The organism is Leifsonia sp. L25 (genome assembly GCF_050632895.1).
In genome coordinates, this window is record NZ_JBODRZ010000003.1 from 417935 (window position 1) to 437389 (window position 19455).

Annotated in this window: 18 protein-coding genes; 7 read left to right on the plus strand and 11 right to left on the minus strand. The window is 72.1% G+C overall.

All coding sequences use genetic code 11. The features are described from left to right. Positions 1-16 precede the first annotated feature (16 nt). The 7 genes from ACRAWC_RS05970 to ACRAWC_RS06000 form a co-directional block, all read right to left on the minus strand. Positions 17-1108: a DUF5719 family protein gene (locus ACRAWC_RS05970; RefSeq protein ID WP_431349372.1), complete on the minus strand. Its 1092-nt coding sequence runs from the start codon at positions 1106-1108 to the stop codon at positions 17-19. Further along, positions 1105-1446, minus strand: coding sequence for a hypothetical protein (locus ACRAWC_RS05975; RefSeq protein WP_431346927.1), 342 nt, complete (start codon positions 1444-1446; stop codon positions 1105-1107). The genes ACRAWC_RS05970 and ACRAWC_RS05975 overlap by 4 nt, the downstream gene beginning before the upstream one ends. Then, a complete protein-coding gene (locus ACRAWC_RS05980) occupies positions 1439-4210 on the minus strand; it encodes a glycosyltransferase (protein WP_431346928.1) in 2772 nt (923 codons plus the stop codon). Before ACRAWC_RS05980 ends, ACRAWC_RS05975 begins: the two co-directional genes overlap by 8 nt. A 14-nt stretch (positions 4211-4224) precedes the next feature. Then, positions 4225-4704 carry a glycosyltransferase family 2 protein gene (locus ACRAWC_RS05985; RefSeq protein ID WP_431346929.1) on the minus strand — a complete coding sequence of 160 codons (480 nt, stop codon included), beginning with the start codon at positions 4702-4704 and terminating at the stop codon, positions 4225-4227. 71 nt (positions 4705-4775) lie between these two features. Next, entirely contained in the window at positions 4776-5096 is a 321-nt protein-coding gene (locus tag ACRAWC_RS05990; protein WP_431346930.1) for a WhiB family transcriptional regulator, read from the minus strand. 184 nt (positions 5097-5280) lie between these two features. Continuing rightward, entirely contained in the window at positions 5281-6243 is a 963-nt protein-coding gene (gene galE, locus ACRAWC_RS05995) for a UDP-glucose 4-epimerase GalE (RefSeq protein WP_431346931.1), read from the minus strand. An 82-nt stretch (positions 6244-6325) separates the two neighbouring features. Further along, complete coding sequence (locus tag ACRAWC_RS06000) at positions 6326-7504, minus strand: acyl-CoA dehydrogenase family protein (protein ID WP_431346932.1); 1179 nt, start codon at positions 7502-7504, stop codon at positions 6326-6328. 116 nt (positions 7505-7620) lie between these two features. On the opposite strand from ACRAWC_RS06000, the gene ACRAWC_RS06005 reads away from it, so the two are divergent. Genes ACRAWC_RS06005 through ACRAWC_RS06020 form a run of 4 tightly spaced genes read left to right on the plus strand, consistent with a single transcriptional unit; the run spans position 7621 to position 11456 of the window. Further along, positions 7621-7986, plus strand: a complete 366-nt coding sequence (locus ACRAWC_RS06005) for a type I phosphomannose isomerase catalytic subunit (protein WP_431346933.1) — start codon at positions 7621-7623, stop codon at positions 7984-7986. Next, complete coding sequence (locus ACRAWC_RS06010) at positions 7983-8786, plus strand: class I mannose-6-phosphate isomerase (RefSeq protein WP_431346934.1); 804 nt, start codon at positions 7983-7985, stop codon at positions 8784-8786. The genes ACRAWC_RS06005 and ACRAWC_RS06010 overlap by 4 nt, the downstream gene beginning before the upstream one ends. A gap of 14 nt (positions 8787-8800) precedes the next feature. Further along, entirely contained in the window at positions 8801-10150 is a 1350-nt protein-coding gene (locus tag ACRAWC_RS06015; protein ID WP_431346935.1) for an O-antigen ligase family protein, read from the plus strand. A gap of 10 nt (positions 10151-10160) precedes the next feature. Beyond that, a complete protein-coding gene (locus ACRAWC_RS06020) occupies positions 10161-11456 on the plus strand; it encodes an O-antigen ligase family protein (RefSeq protein WP_431346936.1) in 1296 nt (431 codons plus the stop codon). A 1-nt stretch (position 11457) separates the two neighbouring features. On the opposite strand, the gene ACRAWC_RS06025 is transcribed toward ACRAWC_RS06020, so the two are convergent. Then, positions 11458-12648: a glycosyltransferase family 2 protein gene (locus tag ACRAWC_RS06025; protein WP_431346937.1), complete on the minus strand. Its 1191-nt coding sequence runs from the start codon at positions 12646-12648 to the stop codon at positions 11458-11460. A gap of 118 nt (positions 12649-12766) precedes the next feature. Between ACRAWC_RS06025 and ACRAWC_RS06030 the strand changes: the two genes are divergently transcribed. The 3 genes from ACRAWC_RS06030 to ACRAWC_RS06040 are packed head-to-tail and all read left to right on the plus strand — an operon-like array spanning position 12767 to position 15976. Next, complete coding sequence (locus ACRAWC_RS06030; RefSeq protein ID WP_431346938.1) at positions 12767-13711, plus strand: glycosyltransferase family 2 protein; 945 nt, start codon at positions 12767-12769, stop codon at positions 13709-13711. A gap of 1 nt (position 13712) precedes the next feature. After that, on the plus strand, positions 13713-14873 hold the full coding sequence (locus ACRAWC_RS06035; protein WP_431346939.1) for a hypothetical protein: 1161 nt from the start codon (positions 13713-13715) through the stop codon (positions 14871-14873). Then, positions 14870-15976 carry a glycosyltransferase family 4 protein gene (locus tag ACRAWC_RS06040; RefSeq protein ID WP_431346940.1) on the plus strand — a complete coding sequence of 369 codons (1107 nt, stop codon included), beginning with the start codon at positions 14870-14872 and terminating at the stop codon, positions 15974-15976. The genes ACRAWC_RS06035 and ACRAWC_RS06040 overlap by 4 nt, the downstream gene beginning before the upstream one ends. Here ACRAWC_RS06040 and ACRAWC_RS06045 read toward each other — a convergent pair. The 3 genes from ACRAWC_RS06045 to ACRAWC_RS06055 all read right to left on the minus strand — a co-directional run bounded on the left by ACRAWC_RS06045 (position 15958) and on the right by ACRAWC_RS06055 (position 19405). After that, on the minus strand, positions 15958-17139 hold the full coding sequence (locus tag ACRAWC_RS06045; protein ID WP_431346941.1) for a glycosyltransferase family 4 protein: 1182 nt from the start codon (positions 17137-17139) through the stop codon (positions 15958-15960). The two genes, ACRAWC_RS06040 and ACRAWC_RS06045, sit on opposite strands and share 19 nt — an antisense overlap. Next, entirely contained in the window at positions 17136-18770 is a 1635-nt protein-coding gene (locus ACRAWC_RS06050; protein ID WP_431346942.1) for a DUF2142 domain-containing protein, read from the minus strand. The genes ACRAWC_RS06045 and ACRAWC_RS06050 overlap by 4 nt, the downstream gene beginning before the upstream one ends. 89 nt (positions 18771-18859) lie before the next feature. After that, positions 18860-19405: a hypothetical protein gene (locus ACRAWC_RS06055; RefSeq protein WP_431349495.1), complete on the minus strand. Its 546-nt coding sequence runs from the start codon at positions 19403-19405 to the stop codon at positions 18860-18862. Positions 19406-19455 lie beyond the last annotated feature (50 nt).

Here is a 19455-nt window from a genome sequence, read left to right on the forward strand (position 1 = left end):
AGTGCGGGTAGACCTCTCAGTGCGGGTAGACCTCGATCGGCGCCGCGAGCGGGCCCGCGGGCGAGACTGCGAACGAGCTCGTCTGACCGTCCCCGGAGAAGCTGACGCCGACCACGAGGCCGTCGCCTCCGGTGAGCGTGTACCGTCCGGGGTTCACCGACGCGCTGGTCCCGCCCTCCGCGGGCACTGTGAGCCTGATTGCCGAACCCGACGCGGGCTGGATCTTCACCGTGACGTCCTTGTCCGCGGCGTTGGCGAAGTGCACACGCGCGCCCGGTCCCGGCGGCACGGCGACCAACTGGGAGTCGGTGATCGGCGGAGAGGACACGAACCATGCGAAGTCGCGCGTCTTCGCCCCGATGACCGACGTGCGGACGGCGGCGACGACGGGGACGTTGGAGCGGACGGTGACGTCGAAGCTCCCGTCCTTCAGGTGGTCGAGCGGGATCTCGGCGACATGTCCCGCCTTCACGGTCTGCGCGAACGAGTTGCCCGCGGCCGTGCCCGCCTCCCCCACTGCACCGATCGTGATCTGGGCGTCCTGGGTTCCTGGTGCGAAGACACGCACGGTCGGGAACTCCACGCTGACGGCCTCGGCTGACTGAGCGGCGGTGACGGCGGCGAGCGAGGCGATGGTCACCCCGGAGATCGTCTGCACCCGCGAGGGCGCGCCTGTCACTCCGGCGAGTTCCACACCGCGCGGGTCGATGCCCTGCTCGAAGCTCTGCTGCATGGAGGCCACGACCGAGCCGCCCGTGGTGGTCACGTGGACCACGGGAGCGGTGGCGGAGGGCGCGAGGCCGGCGAGCGGGACGACTTTCTGCGCTCCGGCCGGGACGACGATCCCGGTCGCGCCGGGGGCGGCGACCCGGCCGGTCTCGGTGAAGATGTCGAGGTTGACGGTCGCGTCGACGGAGGTCGGGTTGGACAGCAGCACGAGGCTGGTCTGGCCGAGGGTGGTCGCGCCGGCGACGAGCCAGCTGTCGGCGCCGGCCTCCGCGCAGGAGGCCGCGGCCAGGCCGGCGAGGTCCGGGCTGGTGACGTTCTGGGCCTGAGCGCCCGCGAACAGCGGAGGACGGGTCGCGCCCTGCGGGGTCGCGGCCGTCAGCGCGAGGGGGCCTGGTCGGCCGAGCCTGTGGAGGCGTCCGGCTTGAGGTTCCTCGTCTGGGTGTCGGGGCCGTCTGTGCCGTAGACGGTGGAGAACCTCCCGATGGCGCTCGGCTGCGAGGCCTGGCCGGCGTCGGCGGCGAGGGCGAGGGCGGGGCCCGGGCACACGCGCTGCTGATCGGCGGGGACGGGGTGGACGGTCTTCGACGGCGCGTCGATCGCGAAGCCGGACAGCGGCAGCAGGGTGGCGCCGCCGATCACGACGGCGGCGATCCCGATGCCGACGACGCCTCCGATCGCGCGGACGCCGCCCTGGGCGAGGGCACGGCGGTCAGCCACGGTCGCTCCTCTCGATGGCGGGACGGGGCCGGACGATGGTCTCGTCGAGGCCGTCCTCCAGCGTGGTCGGGGCGTCGAAGGAGACGGCGGCCTGGAGGGCGAAGTCGTGCGCGGTGGCGTTCGGCCCCGTAGCGGGCTCGGGCTCGGTCACGGTCTCGTGCACCGGGACCGCGGCTTCGGCCGACTGGTGCTCGTGCTCGTGCTCGGGCTCGGGCTTCGGGGCCGTGAGCTCCTCCGGCTCGGGACGCGCCTCTCGCGCCTCCTCTTCGTCCGCGGACTCGACGACGGCCTCGTCCTCCGGCTCGGCGTCCCACTCCTCCAGGCTCTCGCCGGAGACGGGGATGTCGCCGTCCGAGGGCGGGATCGGCTCGTCGTCCGGCTCGATCGCGGGAGGCTCGCCGCCGTGCTTGCGCGCGGGGCGGCGCGAGTTCAACTCGGAGACGCGGTCGGCGGAGCGCGTGGTCGGGATGGCCAGCAGCAGCGTGAAGCCGACGATCAGACCCTGGACGAGGAGCACGATCACGCGCCACATCCCTCCCGCGTCCGGCGGGATCAGCGCCGCGGGCGGCTCGACGGTCGTACCGCGGTCGAAGGCCCACAGCGAGCCGGTCGTGGTCTGGCCGACCGGCGCGAGCAGCGAATTCGCGTCCATCGCGACGCTCGCGCGCGCCCGGGTGGCGTCGGCCGCCGTGGTGTCCGGCTTGGTCCCGACGTGCTCGTCCAGCGCCGTGGCCGACGGGGTGAGCAGCACGAAGTCGATGCCGAGCCGCTTCAGCTCGCCGGAGGCGTCGTAGCCGCTGCGCGACGCGAGGTTCCCGGCGAGCGTCGCGAGCTCCCGCTGTCCGGCGGACAGCGACCGCTCGGTCGAGCTCAGCGTGGTCTGGCCGTCGAGGGTCTGCCCGGTCCCGCGGACGACCTCCGCCCGGATGCCGCCGTCGGGCTGCGGCGTGAGCCGCAGCGTCCCGGTGCGCGGCTGGGTCGCGGCTTTGGCCGTCACCACTGCCGGCATCGTCCGCCCGTCGCTCGCGGTCACGGAGGCCTGGCCGTCGTGCGTGGCGATCGCCGAGGGCACGGCCGCGATCGCGATCGTCACCATCGCGACCCAGGCCGGGGCGAGCGCGCCGCGCCGGAGGGCCGACAGTGCGAGCACGGCCGCGCCGATGAGGCCGAGCCAGTACAGGCTCACTGCGCTCCCCGGCCAGATCGGGACGATCGCCGATCCGGAGACCGCGACCTCGACGTGCAGCGCCGTCACGGCCGTGAGGAAACCGGCGAGCGCCACCACCAGCGCCACGACCGCCCGGACCGTTCCGCGCAGGAAGAGCGCGAGGATCGCGAGGATGCCGAGCGGCGCGAGCAGGACGGGCACGATGATGGTGCCCGGCACGGCGCTCAGCCCGAAGGCGTGTGCGAGGACGTGCCAGCCGCCGAGCGCGCCGTCCGGGAAGCCGAGGGCGAGCTGCCATGCGGGAGTCCGGCGGGCGTCGAGCGGGACGCCGGGGTCGGCGAAGATCGACAGCCAGGCGCCGCGGGAGGCCTGCTGCCAGACCAGGGGCGCGAACAGCACGACGGCCGGCAGCGGGATGAAGACGATGCGCGCGGCGCGGCGGCCGGCGAACACGATGGCGGCGATCCAGGCGATCGCGAGCGCCGGGATGAGGATCGGCGCGCAGGCGACGGTCGCCGCCGCGATCAGGGCCGTCGTTGCGCTGGCCGTCCACGAGCGGCGTGCGGCGAGACCGGCGAAGAACAGCCACGGCAGGAGGATGTGCGCGAGCACGGCGCCGGGTCGGCCGCCCTGCAGCGCGACGAACAGTGTGGGCGCCAGCGCGTAGACGACGGCGGCGAAGGCCCGGAGGGTCGGCCGGACGGTCAGCCGTGCGGCGGCGAGCCAGGCGCCGAGGGCCGCGAGCGGCAGGGCGAGCAGCCAGAGCACCACGAGCGAGACGCTCGGCTGCCAGAACGTGAGGGTGCCCAGGACGGCGAGCACGGCGGAGAACGGGTCGGCGGCGCCGGTGAAGCCCAGGTCGATGTCGCGCCAGCCGTAGCCGAGGTTCGCCCAGAGGTCGCCGACGGAGGTGCTCAGCGGCAGCATCCCGCCGCCGGTGATCGCCCCCGAGCCGGCCAGCGGGTAGAGCAGGAGGACGCCGACGGCCAGCATCGCCAGCACCGTCCAGCCGCCCCCGCCGCCCCAGAAGTCGAGTTCCTGGCGCTCGCCCTGCTGCCGGACCATCGCCGCCTCGCGCTTGAGCGCGCGGCCGCGGCGGACCTCGGCGAACGGCAGCCGCAGCGGCGCGATTGCCGCCCAGCCCACCGCGCGGGCGCGAGCGAGCCGGCGGCGGGCGCCGCCGATCGCCATGCCGGAGAACGCGACCCGGAAGGCCGCGCCCAGCTCACCGCCGACGGAGCCCGGCTCCTTGCGGAGCAGGCGCACGATCGAGCGCAGGATCGCCAGCGGCACAAGCGTCAGCCAGTGCGGCACGAGCGCCCAGCCGGGCGCGTAGACCATCCGCCGGTGGAGCTGCGCCCTGCGGCGCTCCCCTGCGAGCTTGCGGCGCACGGACCACTTGCGCGAGAGGTTCGGCCCGGCGACCCCGTCGCCTCCGACGGCGACGCGGGCCTGGGCGACGAGCGTCACGCGGTAGCCGGCCAGGCGTGCCCTGGTGCAGAAGTCGAGACCGGAGTCGATGGTGGGCAGGGCCGGGTCGAAGCCGTCGAGGGCGTCCCAGACCGGCTGGCGCACGAGCATGCCGGCGGACGACACGGCGAGCACGTCGCTCAGGCCGTCGTGCTGGGCCTGGTCGAGCTCGTTCTCGACCAGCGGGAGGAGGCGCCGAACGGCGTCATCGACTCGCCGAACTCGCGGATGAACGCGCCGTCCTCGGCGTCGACCAGCTTGGGGCCGACGATGGCGACGGACGGCGAGACCTCCAGCGCGCCGATCAGCGCGGCCAAGGCCTCCGGCTCCGGAGCGGTGTCGTGGGCGAGCAGCCAGAGCAGCTCGTCGGACGAGGTGGTGGGCGCGAGCACGCGCACGGCGGTGGCGATAGCCGTGCCGAAGGACAGCTTCTCCGGGCTGCGGAGGAGCTGCGTGGGCTTGGCGTCGGCGAGGAGGCGGGCGGCGTCGTCCGTGCTCGCGCAGTCGACGGCGATCACGGCGTCCGGCTGTCGGGTCTGCGCCGCGAGGGCGTCGAGAGTGCGCTGCAGGCTGGTGCCGCCGCTCGGGGCGACGACGATGGCGGTGACTCTCGGATACATCGGGAGTCAGCCTAAGTTGGGGCCGCGCCGATCCCGGTAGTGCGTCGGGCGCGGCGCGTATTCGACCCGGCTCAGCCCGCGCGCTTGCGGAGCTTGCGGCGCTCGCGCTCCGAGAGACCGCCCCAGATCCCGAACCGCTCGTCATTGGCGAGCGCGTATTCGAGGCACTGGGAGCGGACTTCGCACGAGGTGCAGATCCGCTTGGCGTCGCGAGTGGAGCCGCCCTTCTCGGGGAAGAACGCCTCCGGATCCGTCTGCGCGCACAGGGCGTCGGTCTGCCAGGCGAGCGGGTTGTCGTCCTCGACACCCTGCCGGACTCCCGGAACCCCGAGTCGCACCGGGTCCACGAACCAGTCGTCGGGTACCCCAGAACGATATTCAGGAATTGCCATATCGGTTCCCCACCCTCTAACTGACGTCACACGTTTATCGTGTCGCAATAATTACACCGTTGTCATTCGCTTCCGTCAAGTCGCGAATCGTAAAGCCTTAACGCCTGGTCGAGACTTCACGACGCGCCGGGGCTCGGCAACAATCGCGACACGCCCGACCTGTCTACCCCCGTCGACAGCGAGGTCAGGACGCCGCCTGCCGTGCTTCCCAGGCGCTGCCTACCATTTCCTCGAGGGAGTGGCGCATCTTCCAGTCGAGATCGCGCGCGGCGAGCTCTCCTGAGGCAACGATCCTCGCCGGGTCCCCCGGCCGTCGAGGCCCCACTTCTGGGGTGAAGGCGATACCGGTCACGCGGGCCACGGTCGACATGATCTCGCCCACGCTGACGCCGTCGCCGCTGCCCAGGTTGTAGACGGCCTCGATCGGCTGCCCCGCGTCCAGGCGCTTCGCCGCGGCGACGTGCGAGACGGCGAGGTCGCCGACGTGGATGTAGTCGCGGACGCACGTGCCGTCCGGAGTCGGGTAGTCGTCGCCGTTGACCCGAGGGGTCCGGCCCGCGACGAGGGCGTCGAAGACCAGCGGGAACAGGTTGTGCGGGCTGGTGTCGCGCAGCGCCGGGTCGCCGGAGCCGACGACGTTGAAGTAGCGGAGGGAGGTGTGGCGCAGGCTCGCGGCGACGCCCTGGTCGCGCAGCAGCCACTCCCCGATCAGCTTGGACTCGCCGTACGGCGACTCCGGGCTCTTCGGCGTGTGCTCGGTGACCAGGTCGACGTCCGGGGTGCCGTACACCGCGGCGGACGACGAGAAGACGATCGCGTCGACCCCCGCCTCCTGCATCGCGGCGAGCAGCACGGCGGTGGCGGTCACGTTCTGCTCGTAGGTGTGCAGCGGCCGCTGCACGGAGACGCCGGCGTACTTGAAGCCGGCGACGTGCACGACGCCGCTGATGGTGTTCTCCCGGAAGATCCCCTCCAGCAGCGCGCCGTCCAGGATGGTGCCGCGGTAGAAGGGCACGTCGGCCGGGACGAACTCGGCGTGCCCGCTGGACAGGTCGTCGACCACGACGACGTCGATGCCCTCCGCCCGGAACGCACGGACCACATGGGAGCCGATGTAGCCGGCCCCTCCAGTCACCAACCACGCCACGGGCGTCCTCCTGCTTCGAACGGAACGAGGGATTCGTAGCAACCCTAGCGTTCGACAGCGTCGCGGCCCTTCCCCGGGGCGGTCAGACGAAGGCGGCCTCCCCGGTGATCGCCCGGCCGACGATCAGGGTGTTCATCTCGCGGGTGCCTTCGTAGGAGTACAGGGCCTCCGCGTCGGCGAAGAACCGGGCGACGTCGTAGTCGATCACGATCCCGTTGCCGCCCATCAGCTCGCGGCAGCGGGCGACGGTCTCGCGCATCCGCGCCGTCGCGAACGCCTTGGCCAGCGCCGAGTGCTCGTCGCGCTGCTCGCCGTCGTCCAGCATCTGGGAGACCCGGGTGCAGAGGGCGATGGAGGCGGTGATGTCGCCGATGGACTTCACCAGGAGGTCCTGGATGAGCTGGTGCTTGGCGATCGGCTTGCCGAACTGCACGCGCTCCTTCGCGTAGCGCAGCGCCGCCTCGTAGGCGCCGACCGCGACACCGACGGCCGCCCACGCGACCTCCGCGCGGGTCAGCCGCAGTACGGCGGCGGTGTCGCGGAAGCTGTTCGCGTTCTGGAGGCGCAGCGACTCCGGCACGCGCACGTCCTCGAGCGTGATGTCGGCGTTCTGGACGATGCGCAGCGACTGCTTGCCCTCGATCTTGGTCGCGGTGTAGCCGGGGGTGCCGGTCGGGACGATGAAACCCTTCACCTGGCCGTCCTCCGCGCTCTTCGCCCAGATGACGGTGATGTCGCTGAAGGTCGCGTTGCCGATCCAGCGCTTGGAGCCGTTGAGGATCCAGTCGTCGCCGTCGCGGATCGCGACGGTGCGCAGGCCCTGCGCGGAGTCCGAGCCGGAGTCCGGCTCGGTGAGGCCGAACGCGCCGAGCACCTCGCCGCTGGCGAGCTTCGGCAGCCACTCCGCCCGCTGCTCCTTCGAGCCGCAGACTCCGATCGCGCCGAGCGCCAGTCCGTTCTGCACGCCGACGTAGGTGCTCACGGACGCGTCGACGCGGGCCAGTTCGAGGGCGACCCAGCCGCGGAAGATCGCCGAGTTCTCGAACGGCGCGGTCTCCTCGAAGCCGAGGCCGATCGCGCCGGCGCCGTGCAGCACGTCCACGATCTGCCGCGGGAACTCCGCGCGCTCCCAGTACTCGTTGACGATCGGCTTGAGCTCGGACTCCAGCGCCGCGCGCAGGTTCGCGATGAAGTCGCGCTCGCGCTCGGTCAGGAGGTTCTCGAAGCCGTAGAAGTCGCTGGCGAGGGATTCGAAGGCCATGTGTGCTCCAGTGCATGCGGTCGGCAGAGACCGCCAGCCTAAGGACGGCTCAGGGAGCGCGGCAAAGCGATTGGTACTTTGGTCTAACCGGATCGAAGGGAACACGACGGATGTTTGTGCGCATCGGCAACACTCCGCGCGATTACGCGTGGGGTTCCACGACCGCGATCGCCCGCCTCCTCGGCACGACGCCGAGCGGGGCTCCGGAGGCGGAGCTCTGGCTGGGCGCGCACCCGGGCTCCCCGGCCCGCATCCTCGACTCGGCGGAGACCGGCGGCGCTGCCGACCTGGCGCACTGGGGCGAGACGGCCGGCACGCTCCCCTACCTGCTCAAGGTGCTCGCGGCGGCGGGACCGCTGTCGCTGCAGGCGCACCCCTCGTCCGCGCAGGCGCGCGCCGGGTTCGAGCGGGAGAACGCCGAAGGCCTGGCGCCGGACTCCCCGACCGCAACTACAAGGACCCGTTCCACAAGCCGGAGATGATCTTCGCGCTGTCCGACCCGTTCGACGCTCTCTGCGGCTTCCGCGAGCCGGCGGACAGTCGCGCCGCGCTGGAGCGGCTCGCGGGCGGCGACCCCGCGGTGGCGGCGTTCGCGGCGATGCTCGACGGTGAGCCGGAAGGGGCACTTCGCCGCGCGACCGAATGGCTTCTCGGCGGCACGCCCGAGGTGGCGTCGATCGTCGGGGCCGTCGTCGAGGCGGCACGGACCGCCGAGGGCACCGACGCCGACAGCGTCGACGCCGACACCGTCCGGATGCTCGCCGAGGCGTTCCCCGGCGACCCCGGGATCGTGCTCGCGCTGCTGCTCAACCGGGTCGCGCTGCGTCCGGGCGAGGCGCTCTATCTCCCGGCGGGCAACATCCACGCCTACCTCCGCGGGCTCGGCATCGAGCTCATGGCGGCCTCCGACAACGTACTGCGCGGCGGCCTGACCCCGAAGCGGATCGACGTGCCGGAGCTGGTGGGCATCCTCGACTTCAGGCCGTTCGCCGTGACCCCGATGGTCCGGGAGCGGCCGGCGCCCGGCGTCGAAGAGTTCGTTCCGGACGTGCCGGACTTCCGGCTGGTGCGCGTGGAGGTCGGCGGCGACGTGCCGTCCGCCGCGGTCGACCTGCCGGGCACGGCGATCGTGCTCTGCACGGCGGGGGACGTCGAACTCCGCGGCGCCACCGGATCGCTGCGGCTGACCCGCGGCGAGGCGGCCGTTGTGACGGCGGACGAGGCCACGCTGACCGTATATGCCGGCGCGGGAACACTCTTCGTGGCGACGCCGAACCGGTGAGCTATCCTTCGGGGGTGAGCAGGCCCTCCCCTTCTGCGCCCGGATCGACTCCGGTGCGCGACCGCGCGGCCGCCGTCCGCGGCGCCTCAGGCACCGGGGTCTCGGTATTCGCGGTGCTGGTGCTGTTCACGCTGTTCGCCGGAGACTTCTGGCGCAACCTGATCAGCTGGCCCGGCTACTTCGCGCTCGCCGCCGCGCTGGCGGTCGGGAGCGTCGTCCTCCTGGTGCGGCGGCGGCCCGTCCTGCGCTGGCGCACGCTGCCGAAGACGCTCGTGCTCTTCCTCGCCTACGCGGTCGTCTCGCTGGCCTGGTCGGCGTACCCCGGCGCGACCGCGCTCGGGCTGGTCGCCCAGTTCGCCACGACCGGCGCGGCGCTGTTCCTCGCGTTCTGCCTGAGCTGGCAGTCGCTGCTGACCGCCCTGGCGAACGCGTTCCGCTGGATCCTCGGGCTGTCGCTGCTGTTCGAGCTGATCGTGTCCGTCTTCGTGCGAAAGCCCGTCCTCCCGCTCACGCCCGCCCAGCCGGCGCCGGCCACGCACATCCCGTCGGCCTTCTACTGGAGCCGCGACCTGCTCTTCCACGGCGGCCAGATCCAGGGGATCGTCGGCAACAGCAACCTCCTGGCGATGGTCGCGCTGCTCGGGCTCGTCGTGTTCGGCATCCAGCTCGCCGATCGCAGCATCCGCCGCGGCACGGCGATCACCTGGGTCGTCGTCGCCGTCGTGACCTTCGCGCTGACCCGCTCCTCGACCGTGTTCGTCGCCGCCGTGTTCACGGCGGTGGTGCTCGGCTTCGCGCTCTGGACGCGCCGGGCCGGCCCGGAGCGGAGACGCCCGGTGTACCTCACCGCTGCGGCGCTCACGGTCGTGGTCGTCGTCTCCGTCGTGCTGTTCGCCTCCCGCATCCCGGTGCTGCTCGGCAAGAGCGAGGATCTCACCGGCCGACTGACGATCTGGAACTCGGTCGTCCACCTCGCCCAGGAGCGCCCGGCGTTCGGCTGGGGCTGGGTGAGCTACTGGGCGCCGTGGGTGTCGCCGTTCAAGAACCTCGCCGTGCGCAGCGGCGTGGTCTACCTGCAGGCGCACAACGCCTGGCTCGACGTGTGGCTGCAGCTCGGGATCGTCGGCCTGGTGGTCTTCGCCCTCCTGGTGCTGAGCACGCTGTGGCGGTCGTGGTTCCTGGCCGTGGACAGGCCGCGGGTGGCCGTCGCCGACGACCTGCCGTACACCGCGCTCGCCCTCCTGCCGCTGCTGCTGCTGGCCGCGCTGCTCGCCCAGAGCCTCGCCGAGAGCCGCATCCTCATCGAAGGGGGCTGGGCGCTGCTGGCGTTGCTCGCGCTGAAGACCAAGCAGTCCGCCACGTAGGATTCTGTTCATGGCCGAACCGCGTCGAACCCTGGTGCCGCCCGCGGTGACCGAGTTCCTCGGATCGGCGAGATTCAACTCGACCCTCGCGCTGCTGGCGGTGGTGACCGGATTCTCGACGCACGCGATCCGCGCGCTGATGGGCTGGCCCGGCCTCATCGGCGTACTCGGCACCATCGCCGCGCTGGCGGCGCTGTCGTTCATCGCCCAGCGCAAGCTCATCGAGTGGCACGGCCTGCTGCCGATCTCGGCGCTGCTGTTCGTCGGCTGGTGCGCACTGTCCATCATCTGGAGCGACTACCAGTTGGCGACGGTCGCCGGAGTCTTCTATCAGCTCCTGTTCGCGTTCCTGGCCGTGTACATCGCGCTCGTGCGGGACGCGATCCAGATCGTCCGGGTGGTGGGCGACGCCCTCCGCGTGCTGCTGACCGTGTCGCTCGCGATGGAGGTCCTGAGCGGCCTGCTGCTGGACATGCCCATCCGCTTCCTCGGGATCGCGGGCAACCTCGCGGCGGGAGGCCCGATCCAAGGCTTGTTCGGCACCCGCAACCAGCTCAGCATCGTCGCGCTGATCGCCTTCGTCACGTTCCTCGTCGAACTGCGCACGCGCTCCGTGCGGCCGACGCTGGCGGCGTACTCGATCACGCTCGCCGCGCTCTGCATCCTGCTCGCGCACTCCCCCGTGATCGCCGCCGTGTCGGTGGTCGTCGGGTTCGCCACCCTGGCGCTGTACCTGCTGCGCAAGGTGCCGGCCCACCGCCGGACGCTGGTGCAGTGGGCGCTGGCGGTGGTCACCATCGCAGTCCTGGTCACCGCGTACATCTACCGCACCCGCGTCATCGACCTGCTCAACGCCCGCGCGGACTTCCAGGTGCGCTACAAGCTGTGGATCCAGATCTGGGAGCTCATCCCGATCGACCAGATCACCGGCTGGGGCTGGGTCGGCGCCTGGCCGACCGACCTGTACCCGTTCAACGCCATCCAGGACGCGACCGGCATGTACCACCCGGACGGCCTGAACGCCTACCTGGACGTCTACCTCCAGGTGGGCTTCATCGGCCTCCTGATCTTCGTCGCGCTCATCGCCCTGGCATTCGGCCGCTCGTGGCTGCTCGCTTCGAACCGCCGCAGCGTCGTCTACGCGTGGGCGCCGCTCGTGCTCGTCGCCCTGCTGGTCACGAGCGTCTTCGAGAGCGCGATCCTGATCGAGTCGGGCTGGATGCTGATGGTGATCTGCACCGTGAAGGCGTCGCAAGGTATGAGCTGGCGGCTGCGGCTGCCGCACCGCGACGGCGCCGGAGGCTAGTTCAGCGGCGCTTGAGCCCGACCGAGAGCACGCCGAGGAACATGCCGGCCATGATGGTCTGCGCGCCCAGGATCATGAGCAGCGCGGCGACGATCGCGATCCGGAGCGTCACGCCGGCGTCCAGCGCCCCGAACCCGGTCGACCCCCACACCACGAACTGGACGATCGCGGTCACCAGGCCGATCGCGAACAGCCCGAGTCCGGCGAGTGCGCCCGACTCCAGGCTGATGCGGCGTTCCAGACGGTCGAAGTTACGGCTCCGTGGAATCCGGAAACCCTCGTGCTGGGCGTAGATCTTCGTGAGGATCGCGAAGAGCACTCCCTGATAGCCCACGCTGGCGAGCGCGGCCAGATACACCTGACTCGCCAGGTCGAAGCCCACGTCGCCGATCACCAGTGGGCCGAGGCTCAGGAACAGCGTCCCGAGCATGCCCACGACGAACGCCACGGTGCCGGGGACCAGGAAGAGCCAGCGCGGGCTGAAGATCAGGAGGAAGCGCAGGTGCCGCCAGCCGTCCCGCCAGCTTCGCAGGTGCGGCGGACGCGAACGCCCGTCCTTCGCAAGAGTCGTGGGGACCTCGCTGACCCGGCGACCCTCCAGGGATGCCTTGACGACCATCTCGCTCGCGAACTCCATCCCCGTGGTCTGCAGGCGCAGACCGGCGATCGACTCGCGGTTGAAGCCGCGGAGGCCGCAGTGGAAGTCGCGGATGGGCGAACGGAAGAAGAGCCGCCCGATCGTGGACAGCACCGGGTTCCCGAGGTACTTGTGCAGCGGCGGCATCGCGCCGGGTGCGATGCCCCCGAGGAACCGGTTGCCCATGACGAGCTCGTCGCCGGCGCGCAGTCGCTCCAGGAAGGCGTCCAGATCGGAGAAGTCGTAGCTGTCGTCCGCATCGCCCATGATGACGTAGCTGCCCTGGGCGGCCGCGATCCCGCCGATCAGCGCAGCGCCGTAGCCTTTGTCCGGGACATCGACCACCCGTGCTCCGTGGTCGCGCGCGATCTGCTGGGAGCCGTCGGTGCTCCCGTTGTCCGCGACGATGATCTCGCCCGCGACGCCGCTGCGCTCCAAGTAGCCTTGGGCCTTGTCGATGCAGACCGCGAGGGTCTCGGCCTCGTTGAGGCAGGGCATGACGATGGAGAGTTCGAGCACACTAACCGTCTGATCGGCGCCGTCAAGGGTCTTCAACTGAACGCATCCTTCTGGTAGCAGCGTACGAGGCGGTTTGATAATAACCGGAAGCGCGCCCCGATCACGTCGGCTCGCGGAGATGGGATAGTGGACGGGTGAACAGGATCCTGGCCCGGTGACGGCCGCCATCGACGTCGTGGTCCCCGTGCACGGCAACTGGGCGGTCACGCGCGCCTGCCTGAACGCGCTCGCCGCGCAGACGGCGCCCCACCGGGTGATCGTGGTGGACGACGCCAGCCCCGACGACACCCGGCATCGGCTCGCCACCGAGTTCCCGAGCGCGACAGTCATCGGGTTCGATGTGAACCGGGGGTTCGCTGCCGCCTGCAATGCGGGCATCGCGGCCGGCGACTCCGGAGTCGTCGTCCTGCTCAACAACGATGTGGAGGCCGACCCGCGCCTTCTGGAGGAACTCGCCGGCGCGCTGTCGCGGCATCCTGCGGCCGGGAGCGCCGTCCCGCTCCTGACCCGGCCGAACGGCACGGTCGACGCGTACGGCCTGTGCGTCGACCCGACGATGGCGGGGTTCGTCCGCTTCGCCGGAGCCAGCGTCGACGAGGCGACCAGCGCGCGCGGTCACCGGCTGCTCGGACCGTACGGTGCGGTCGCCGCGTTCCGCCGCTCGGCACTCGATGAGGTCGGGCCCCTGGACGAGGGCATCTTCATGTACGGCGAGGAGCTCGATCTCGCTCTGCGCCTGAGCGCCGCGGGCTGGGGGACGGTTGCCGTCCCCGCAGCCAGGGGCGTGCACCTGGGCGGCGCCACCTCCGGCCGCGGCTCGGCGGCACAGCGTCGCCGAGCCGGCTTCGGGAGAGGGTACCTGCTGCGCGCCTACGGAGTGCTGCGCGGGCGGTACGGGCTGCGGGCGCTGCTGACCGAGGCGATCGTCTGCGCGGGCGACCTGGTCCTCTCCCGCGACGCCGCGTCGACGATCGGTCGCTGGCAGGGCTGGCGTGCCGGCGCGCACGCCGAGCGGCGTCCGCGGACCGTGCCCGCAGTGGACACCACGATCGGTTTCGTGCGGTCGCTCGCCCTCCGCATCGGCGACCGGAGGGCCTGAGGTGAGCACGGACCCTCCTCCCGAGCTCGCCCTGCGCCGCGCCGCTCTGTCGGTCGTCACACTCGTGGGCGGAGTGTCGCTCGCCGTCATCCCCGCCGCCACGATCTCGATCGCGTCGCGCGTGTTCCCGCTGGCCGAGCAGGGGGCCATCGCGGTCGCGACGACCGTCGCCACCTTCGCCGGTCAGCTCGTCTTCGCGATGGTCGTCGAGTCCCGGTTGAGCTCGGCCTCCACCGAGCGGCGGGTGACCTTCCCCGCCTGGCTCGCCGGCCTCTCCCTGCTGGCCGCCCTGGCGGTCGCCGTCGCCTTCGACAACGCGGTCGTCCTGTGCATCGCGCTCCCCATCCTCGTCTCCTCGCTGGAGGTCGGCCGCGGGGTCTCCGTCGCCGAACGGCTGGACGTGCGCGAGTTCTGGGCGGCGGTCGCGGTCGGCCTCGGCGCGCTCACCGGTGTGCTCGCCGGATTCGCCGGCGCGCACTGGGCGCTCATCCCGCTCGTCGCGGGCATCTTCGCCGCCACCGTCGTGCGCGCCCTCCCCGTCGCTCACACCGCCTCGCGCCCCGAACCGCGCGTCATGGGCTGGGTGGTCACCGACGTGGCGATCACGGGCGGCGTGTACCCGCTGCTGAACACGACGGTCCTCGCCCTGCTCGGTCCGGCCCAGGCCGTGCTGTTCACCTCGATCTCGACCGTCTCCGGGCTGCTGGCCATCCCGCTCAACTTCATGCGGCTCCGGCTGCTCAAGGAGCACTCCAGGCTCGACGTCATCGTCTCGGCGACAGCCGTCGCCGGCGCGATCGTCGTGATCCTGGTCTGCGAGTGGCTGGGGGTGTTCGGCTTCATCTTCCACGGCACCTGGACGACCGCCGCGACAGCCGCCCCGCTGCTCGTCGCCTGCCTCTGGCGCGCCGCGTCGCTGGCGACCACCATCCCGTTCGCCAGCCTGCGCCGGATGGGCGAGGCCAAGCTTCTGACGCTGCTGCGCGCGGCCGTCGCGATCGTCACCTTCCTGGCCGCGGTCGCCGTCGTCGGCACCGACGATCTGGTGTGGATCTTCGCGGTGCTGCTCCTGGGCGAGCTGCTGCAGGCCGGCACGTACGAGTTCGCGCGGCGACGACGCGTCTCCGCCCGCGCCGCCGCCGAACGCGGTGCCGTCCAGTGACCGTGCGCGTCCTCGTCGACCTCCTGTTCCTCACCGGAGGCAAGGGCGGGATGGAGTCGTACGTCGAACGCCTGTACGGCGCGATCGCCCCACCGCCGGGCGTGGAGTTCGTCGGGCTGGCGTCGAAGGAGTCCGCCGACAGGGGCCTCCACTGGTTCCCCGGCGACGTGATCGACTCCGGAGTGAGCGGCGAGGACCGTGTCGCCTGGGCGCTGGGCGAGCTGCGAGCCCTCCCGTCGTGGGTGCGCCGCACGGGCGCCGCTCTCGTCCACTCCCCCGCGAACGTCGGGCCTGCGCGTGCGAGCGTTCCCGTCGTGCTCACCGTGCACGACGTGCTGCCGTTCGTGCACCCGGAGTGGGTGCCGGGACGTCACGGCGCCCCGCTGCGCTGGCTGGTCCGGCGCGCCGCGCGCAACGCGGCCCGGGTGCTCACGGTGAGCCGGTCGTCCGCGGAGGCGATCGCCGGCGCCCTGCGCATCCCCGCGGACCGGATCGTCCCGATCCCGCTCGCCGGCGAGCCCTCCGCGGCCCCGGAGACGCTCCCGCCACCCGGGCGCCCGATGGTGCTCAGCATCGGCAACCGGATGCCGCACAAGAACGTCGAGATCCTCCTGCACGCGCTCGCGCTGATCCCGCCCGGCCGCCGGCCGCGGCTCGCCTTCACCGGCGGCGGGGAGGGCGATCCGCTGCCGGCCCTGGCCGCCCGCCTCGGCCTGCAGCCGGACGTCGACCTGCTGGGCTGGCTCAGTCCCGACGAGCTCGACGCGGCGTTCGCGCGGTCTGCGGCGATCGCGTTCCCGACGCGTTTCGAGGGCTTCGGGCTGCCCGTGCTGGAGGCCATGTCGCGCGGCCGGGCCGTCATCTGCTCCGACCTCCCCGTGCTGCACGAGGTGGGTGGCGAGGCAGCGGTCTACGTCGATCCGGACGATGCCGGAGCGTGGGCGCGCGCCATCGACGCGGTCGCCAACGACCGGACCCGGCTCGACAGGCTCGGTGCGCTCGGCGCCGCGCACGCGCGGACCTTCTCGTGGGAGCGCACCGCGGAGCGCACCTTCGACGTCTTCCAGTCGGTCCTGGCGGGCTCTCAGCGGGCGGCGCGGTAACGCTCGAGGAGCTCGCCGACCGAGGCGCGCAAGTCTCGGGTGCGCCGCGCTCGCGCGAACCACTCTCTCGTGGAGGCGCGCAGCGCACTGCCTCCGTCCAGTGCCCGCACGAGGGCGCCTCCGAGATCGTCGGCGGACGCCGACGCGGCGACGAAGCCGTTTGCGCCGTCCTCGACGAGGTCGGCGCTCGCGTTGTCCTCCCCGGCGACGACGACGCTCGGCGTGCCGTAGGACGCGGCCTCGGCGACGACGAGGCCGAACCCCTCTCGCCGGGACGGGTTCACCAGCACGGCGGCGCTCGCCATGAGGCCGGCCAGCTCGGCCTCCGGCACCCTGCCGACGATCTGGACCTCGACCCCCGCGTCCCGGGCCGCGCGACGCAGCGCGTCCGTCTCCGGGCCGGAACCGGCGACGACCAGCCGCGCCTCCGGGTGCGCGCCGCGCACCACGCGCAGAGCCGCCGGAAGGGCGGTCAGCCGCTTGTCGGGGATGTGGCGGCCGGCGAAGAGGATCAGCCCGGGATCGGGATCAGGACCGGCGGCGACGGCGGGCGCCCCCACGAGATCGACCAGTCCCAGGACGAGCCCCCGCCGGCGCCTGCCGCGGGTCCGTCGGCTTCCACGCGTCCCCTGGGCGCGCCGCAGCGTGAAGGAGCTGTTGACGGTCACCTCGTCGCTCATCCGGAGGGCCGCGCTCTGCACGAGCCACGCGACGGAGCCGACCAGCGCCCCGGAGTACTCGCGCCATTTGCGCAGCGGCCAGACCTCCAACCAGTCCGCCACCAGCCAGGCTCGGGAGCCGAGAAGGGCGAGCCGCGCGGCGATGACGTTGAGCGGCGGGAGAGCGCTGACGACCACCAGATCGTAGTCGCGGCGTCGCGTCAGCAGCGACCGGAACACCGCGAGGGCGAACCCGACCGCCGCCCGAGGGAGGCGGTCGCCTCGCTCGTCGGCGATCTCCCCGCGCCAGATCTCCCGGATCCCGAACTCGGCGGGAGGAGCGCTGCCGGGCTGCCACTGCGCCCGCGTCAGATACTCCACCTGGCAGCCGCTCTCGACGAAGCGCTCGGCGAGCGCGCGATAGACCCGCTCCCCGCCACCGGTGTTGACCGGGAAGAGACAGTCGTAGATGACGGCGACGCGCGGACCGCCCGAAGCGGTCATGCCGGGATCCGGGCCGCGGCGTGCAGCTCGGCGGACGGATCGTCGGGCTGGGCTGCACGCCGCGCGAGCATTCCGGTGAACACGAAGAACGCGGCCGAGAACACGATGAAGAGCGCCGCCAGCGCCATCCAGCCGAGCGGAGGCTGCCAGTGCGGATGGTGGAGCATCTGCGTGATCGGGGTGGCGTTGCCGACGACATAGCGGCGCAGGGTGAGCACGAAGGCGAGGCAGCCGAACACCCAGAGCAGCGCTCCGATGGCCCATGTGGCCCGGACCGAGAGGAAGCCGATGCGCCCGCCACCTCCCCGCGACAGCGCCCAGCCGGCGACCGCCAGGACGGAGAGATCGAGGAAGAGACCGTAGCGCCCCTGCCAGATGATCCCGGTCTGGTGAACGCTGTAGGCCTGGACGAGCACGGGTACCAGCATCGCGGCGCCGAGGGCGACGACCAGGGTGACCAGCTCGCGACGGCGCGCACTCAGGAGGGCGAGCGCGACGAGGAGGACCAGGGCGGCGACCGCGAACCAGAGCGCCCACCCCGGCAGCGGTGCGTCGAACCAGCCGAAGTAGCCGAGGGCCTGCACGGCGAAGGTCGGCGTGCCGCGCAGCATGTACGCCGCTCCCTGCAGGAAGCTCGCGTCGACCAGCGGGGCGTCCGCTTTCTCGGCCTGGCCCGAGAGGCTTCCGCCGACGAGCGTCCAGCCGATCGAGAACACACCGCCGACGAGGATGACCGCGAGCCAGGGGTACGACGACCGTTGGCGGAAGGCGGCGGCGAACGGCCGGATCCCGGTCGCCACGAGACAGAGGGCGACGAGGAGGAGGACCCAGAGCGGCCCGAGGGCGCGGGCGTTCGCAAGCATGATCGCGGACGCCGTGACGATCGTCCACAGCATCCCGCGGCGCAGCAGGGGAGGTTCGTCCTGCGGTGCGCCGAACGACTCCAGGAGCCGCAGGAGCGAGACCGTCAACGCGAGTCCGGCGAGGATCTCGACCCCGTTCGGGTTGATGGCCCCGTTGAGGTAGACGACCATCGGGAGCGCGGCGAACGACACCGCCACAGGCATCCAGCGCGCCCGCCGCGAGGCGACCGCGGCCTGGAGCGCCCACGCGAAGAACAGCGCACCGAAGAGCGCGCTCACCACCCGCATGGCGTAGATGCCGGTCGACCCGCCGAAGACCAGGCTGGGCCAGCCGACGACGAAGTAGTAGATCGGGTTGTAGGTGCTCACCCAGGTCGCCGACCAGGCTGTCCCGCCCTTGTCACCGAGCTCGAATCCACAGTTCGCCGTCGTCTCCGAATGGAACGCGAAGCACAGGAGCTGCTGGCTGACCGCATAGCTCGGCGGCACGTCGACGACAAGCTGCCGGACGCCGGGTTCGGGATGGCCGACCAGCTCCCCGCGCACCTGCGCGATCGCCTTGACCGCATGCGCATTCTCGTCGGGGACGGAGAAGATCGGCGATGCGAGCGCCCAGCTCACGCACAGCGCGGCGAAGAGGAGGAAACCGGTCCAGAACACCAGCGCGGTCCGCGGTCGTGCGCTGAGGCCCGCTGCGGTGGGCGCTGCGGCGTCGGACCGGCCCGACTCGGACGGGGCGCGGGAGATCGTGGACGAAGGTGAGGGCACAGACGGATTATGCCGTGCTGGAGCGTCGGCCGCAGAATCCACACCGCAGCCGCCCGGGGCCGAGCGTGAATCGCCCACGATCCAGTCCGTTATGCCGGCTGGACCAGGTCGCGACCGATGTCGGCGACACCACGACTGGCGAACCGGCCGTATGCCTTCGTGGCCGCCAGCCGGAGCACCGGGAACACGCGACGGACCCGTGACTCCGGCATGGCCGCGCGCCGCGCCTCGAACTGCGCCTTCGCGTGCGCCGCGCGCCGCACGGACTCGGCGACCGGCAGGGTGTCGAGGCGCTCGGCCAGCACGGCGAACCGGCGGGCCAGGATGCGGTTGCGCTCACCCCGCCGCTCCAGCACCCGTCCGACCTTGTATCGCAGGGTCGGCGCCGAGACGCCGATCTGATTGGCGCCGTGCAGCCGGTAGTCGACCGTCTGGTCCGTCACGACGGCGACGCCGCCGAGCGCGGCGGCGAGCACGGCGAGCCATTCGTCGTGCACCCACTCGCCGGGGAACGGCAACGCTGCGTCCAGCAGCGAGCGCCGGAAGACCACCGTCGCGCCCGTCGCCAGGTTCCGCCGGAGGAAGAGGTCGAACGCCCGGCCCGAGCGTTCGAGCTCCAGCTCGCGGGCCGACACCTCGAGGTCCTCGAACAGCGACCGACCGAGCGGAGCCCCTCCGAGTCGAC

What these genes read in the sequence shown, in the direction of transcription:
- ACRAWC_RS05985 (WP_431346929.1), bottom strand. Translation starts at nt 4,704, where the DNA reads ATGTATCCGAGAGTCACCGCCATCGTCGTCGCCCCGAGCGGCGGCACC.
- ACRAWC_RS05990 (WP_431346930.1), bottom strand. Translation starts at nt 5,096, where the DNA reads ATGGCAATTCCTGAATATCGTTCTGGGGTACCCGACGACTGGTTCGTG.
- ACRAWC_RS06000 (WP_431346932.1), bottom strand. Translation starts at nt 7,504, where the DNA reads ATGGCCTTCGAATCCCTCGCCAGCGACTTCTACGGCTTCGAGAACCTC.
- ACRAWC_RS06010 (WP_431346934.1), top strand. Translation starts at nt 7,983, where the DNA reads ATGATCTTCGCGCTGTCCGACCCGTTCGACGCTCTCTGCGGCTTCCGC.
- ACRAWC_RS06020 (WP_431346936.1), top strand. Translation starts at nt 10,161, where the DNA reads ATGGCCGAACCGCGTCGAACCCTGGTGCCGCCCGCGGTGACCGAGTTC.
- ACRAWC_RS06045 (WP_431346941.1), bottom strand. Translation starts at nt 17,139, where the DNA reads ATGACCGCTTCGGGCGGTCCGCGCGTCGCCGTCATCTACGACTGTCTC.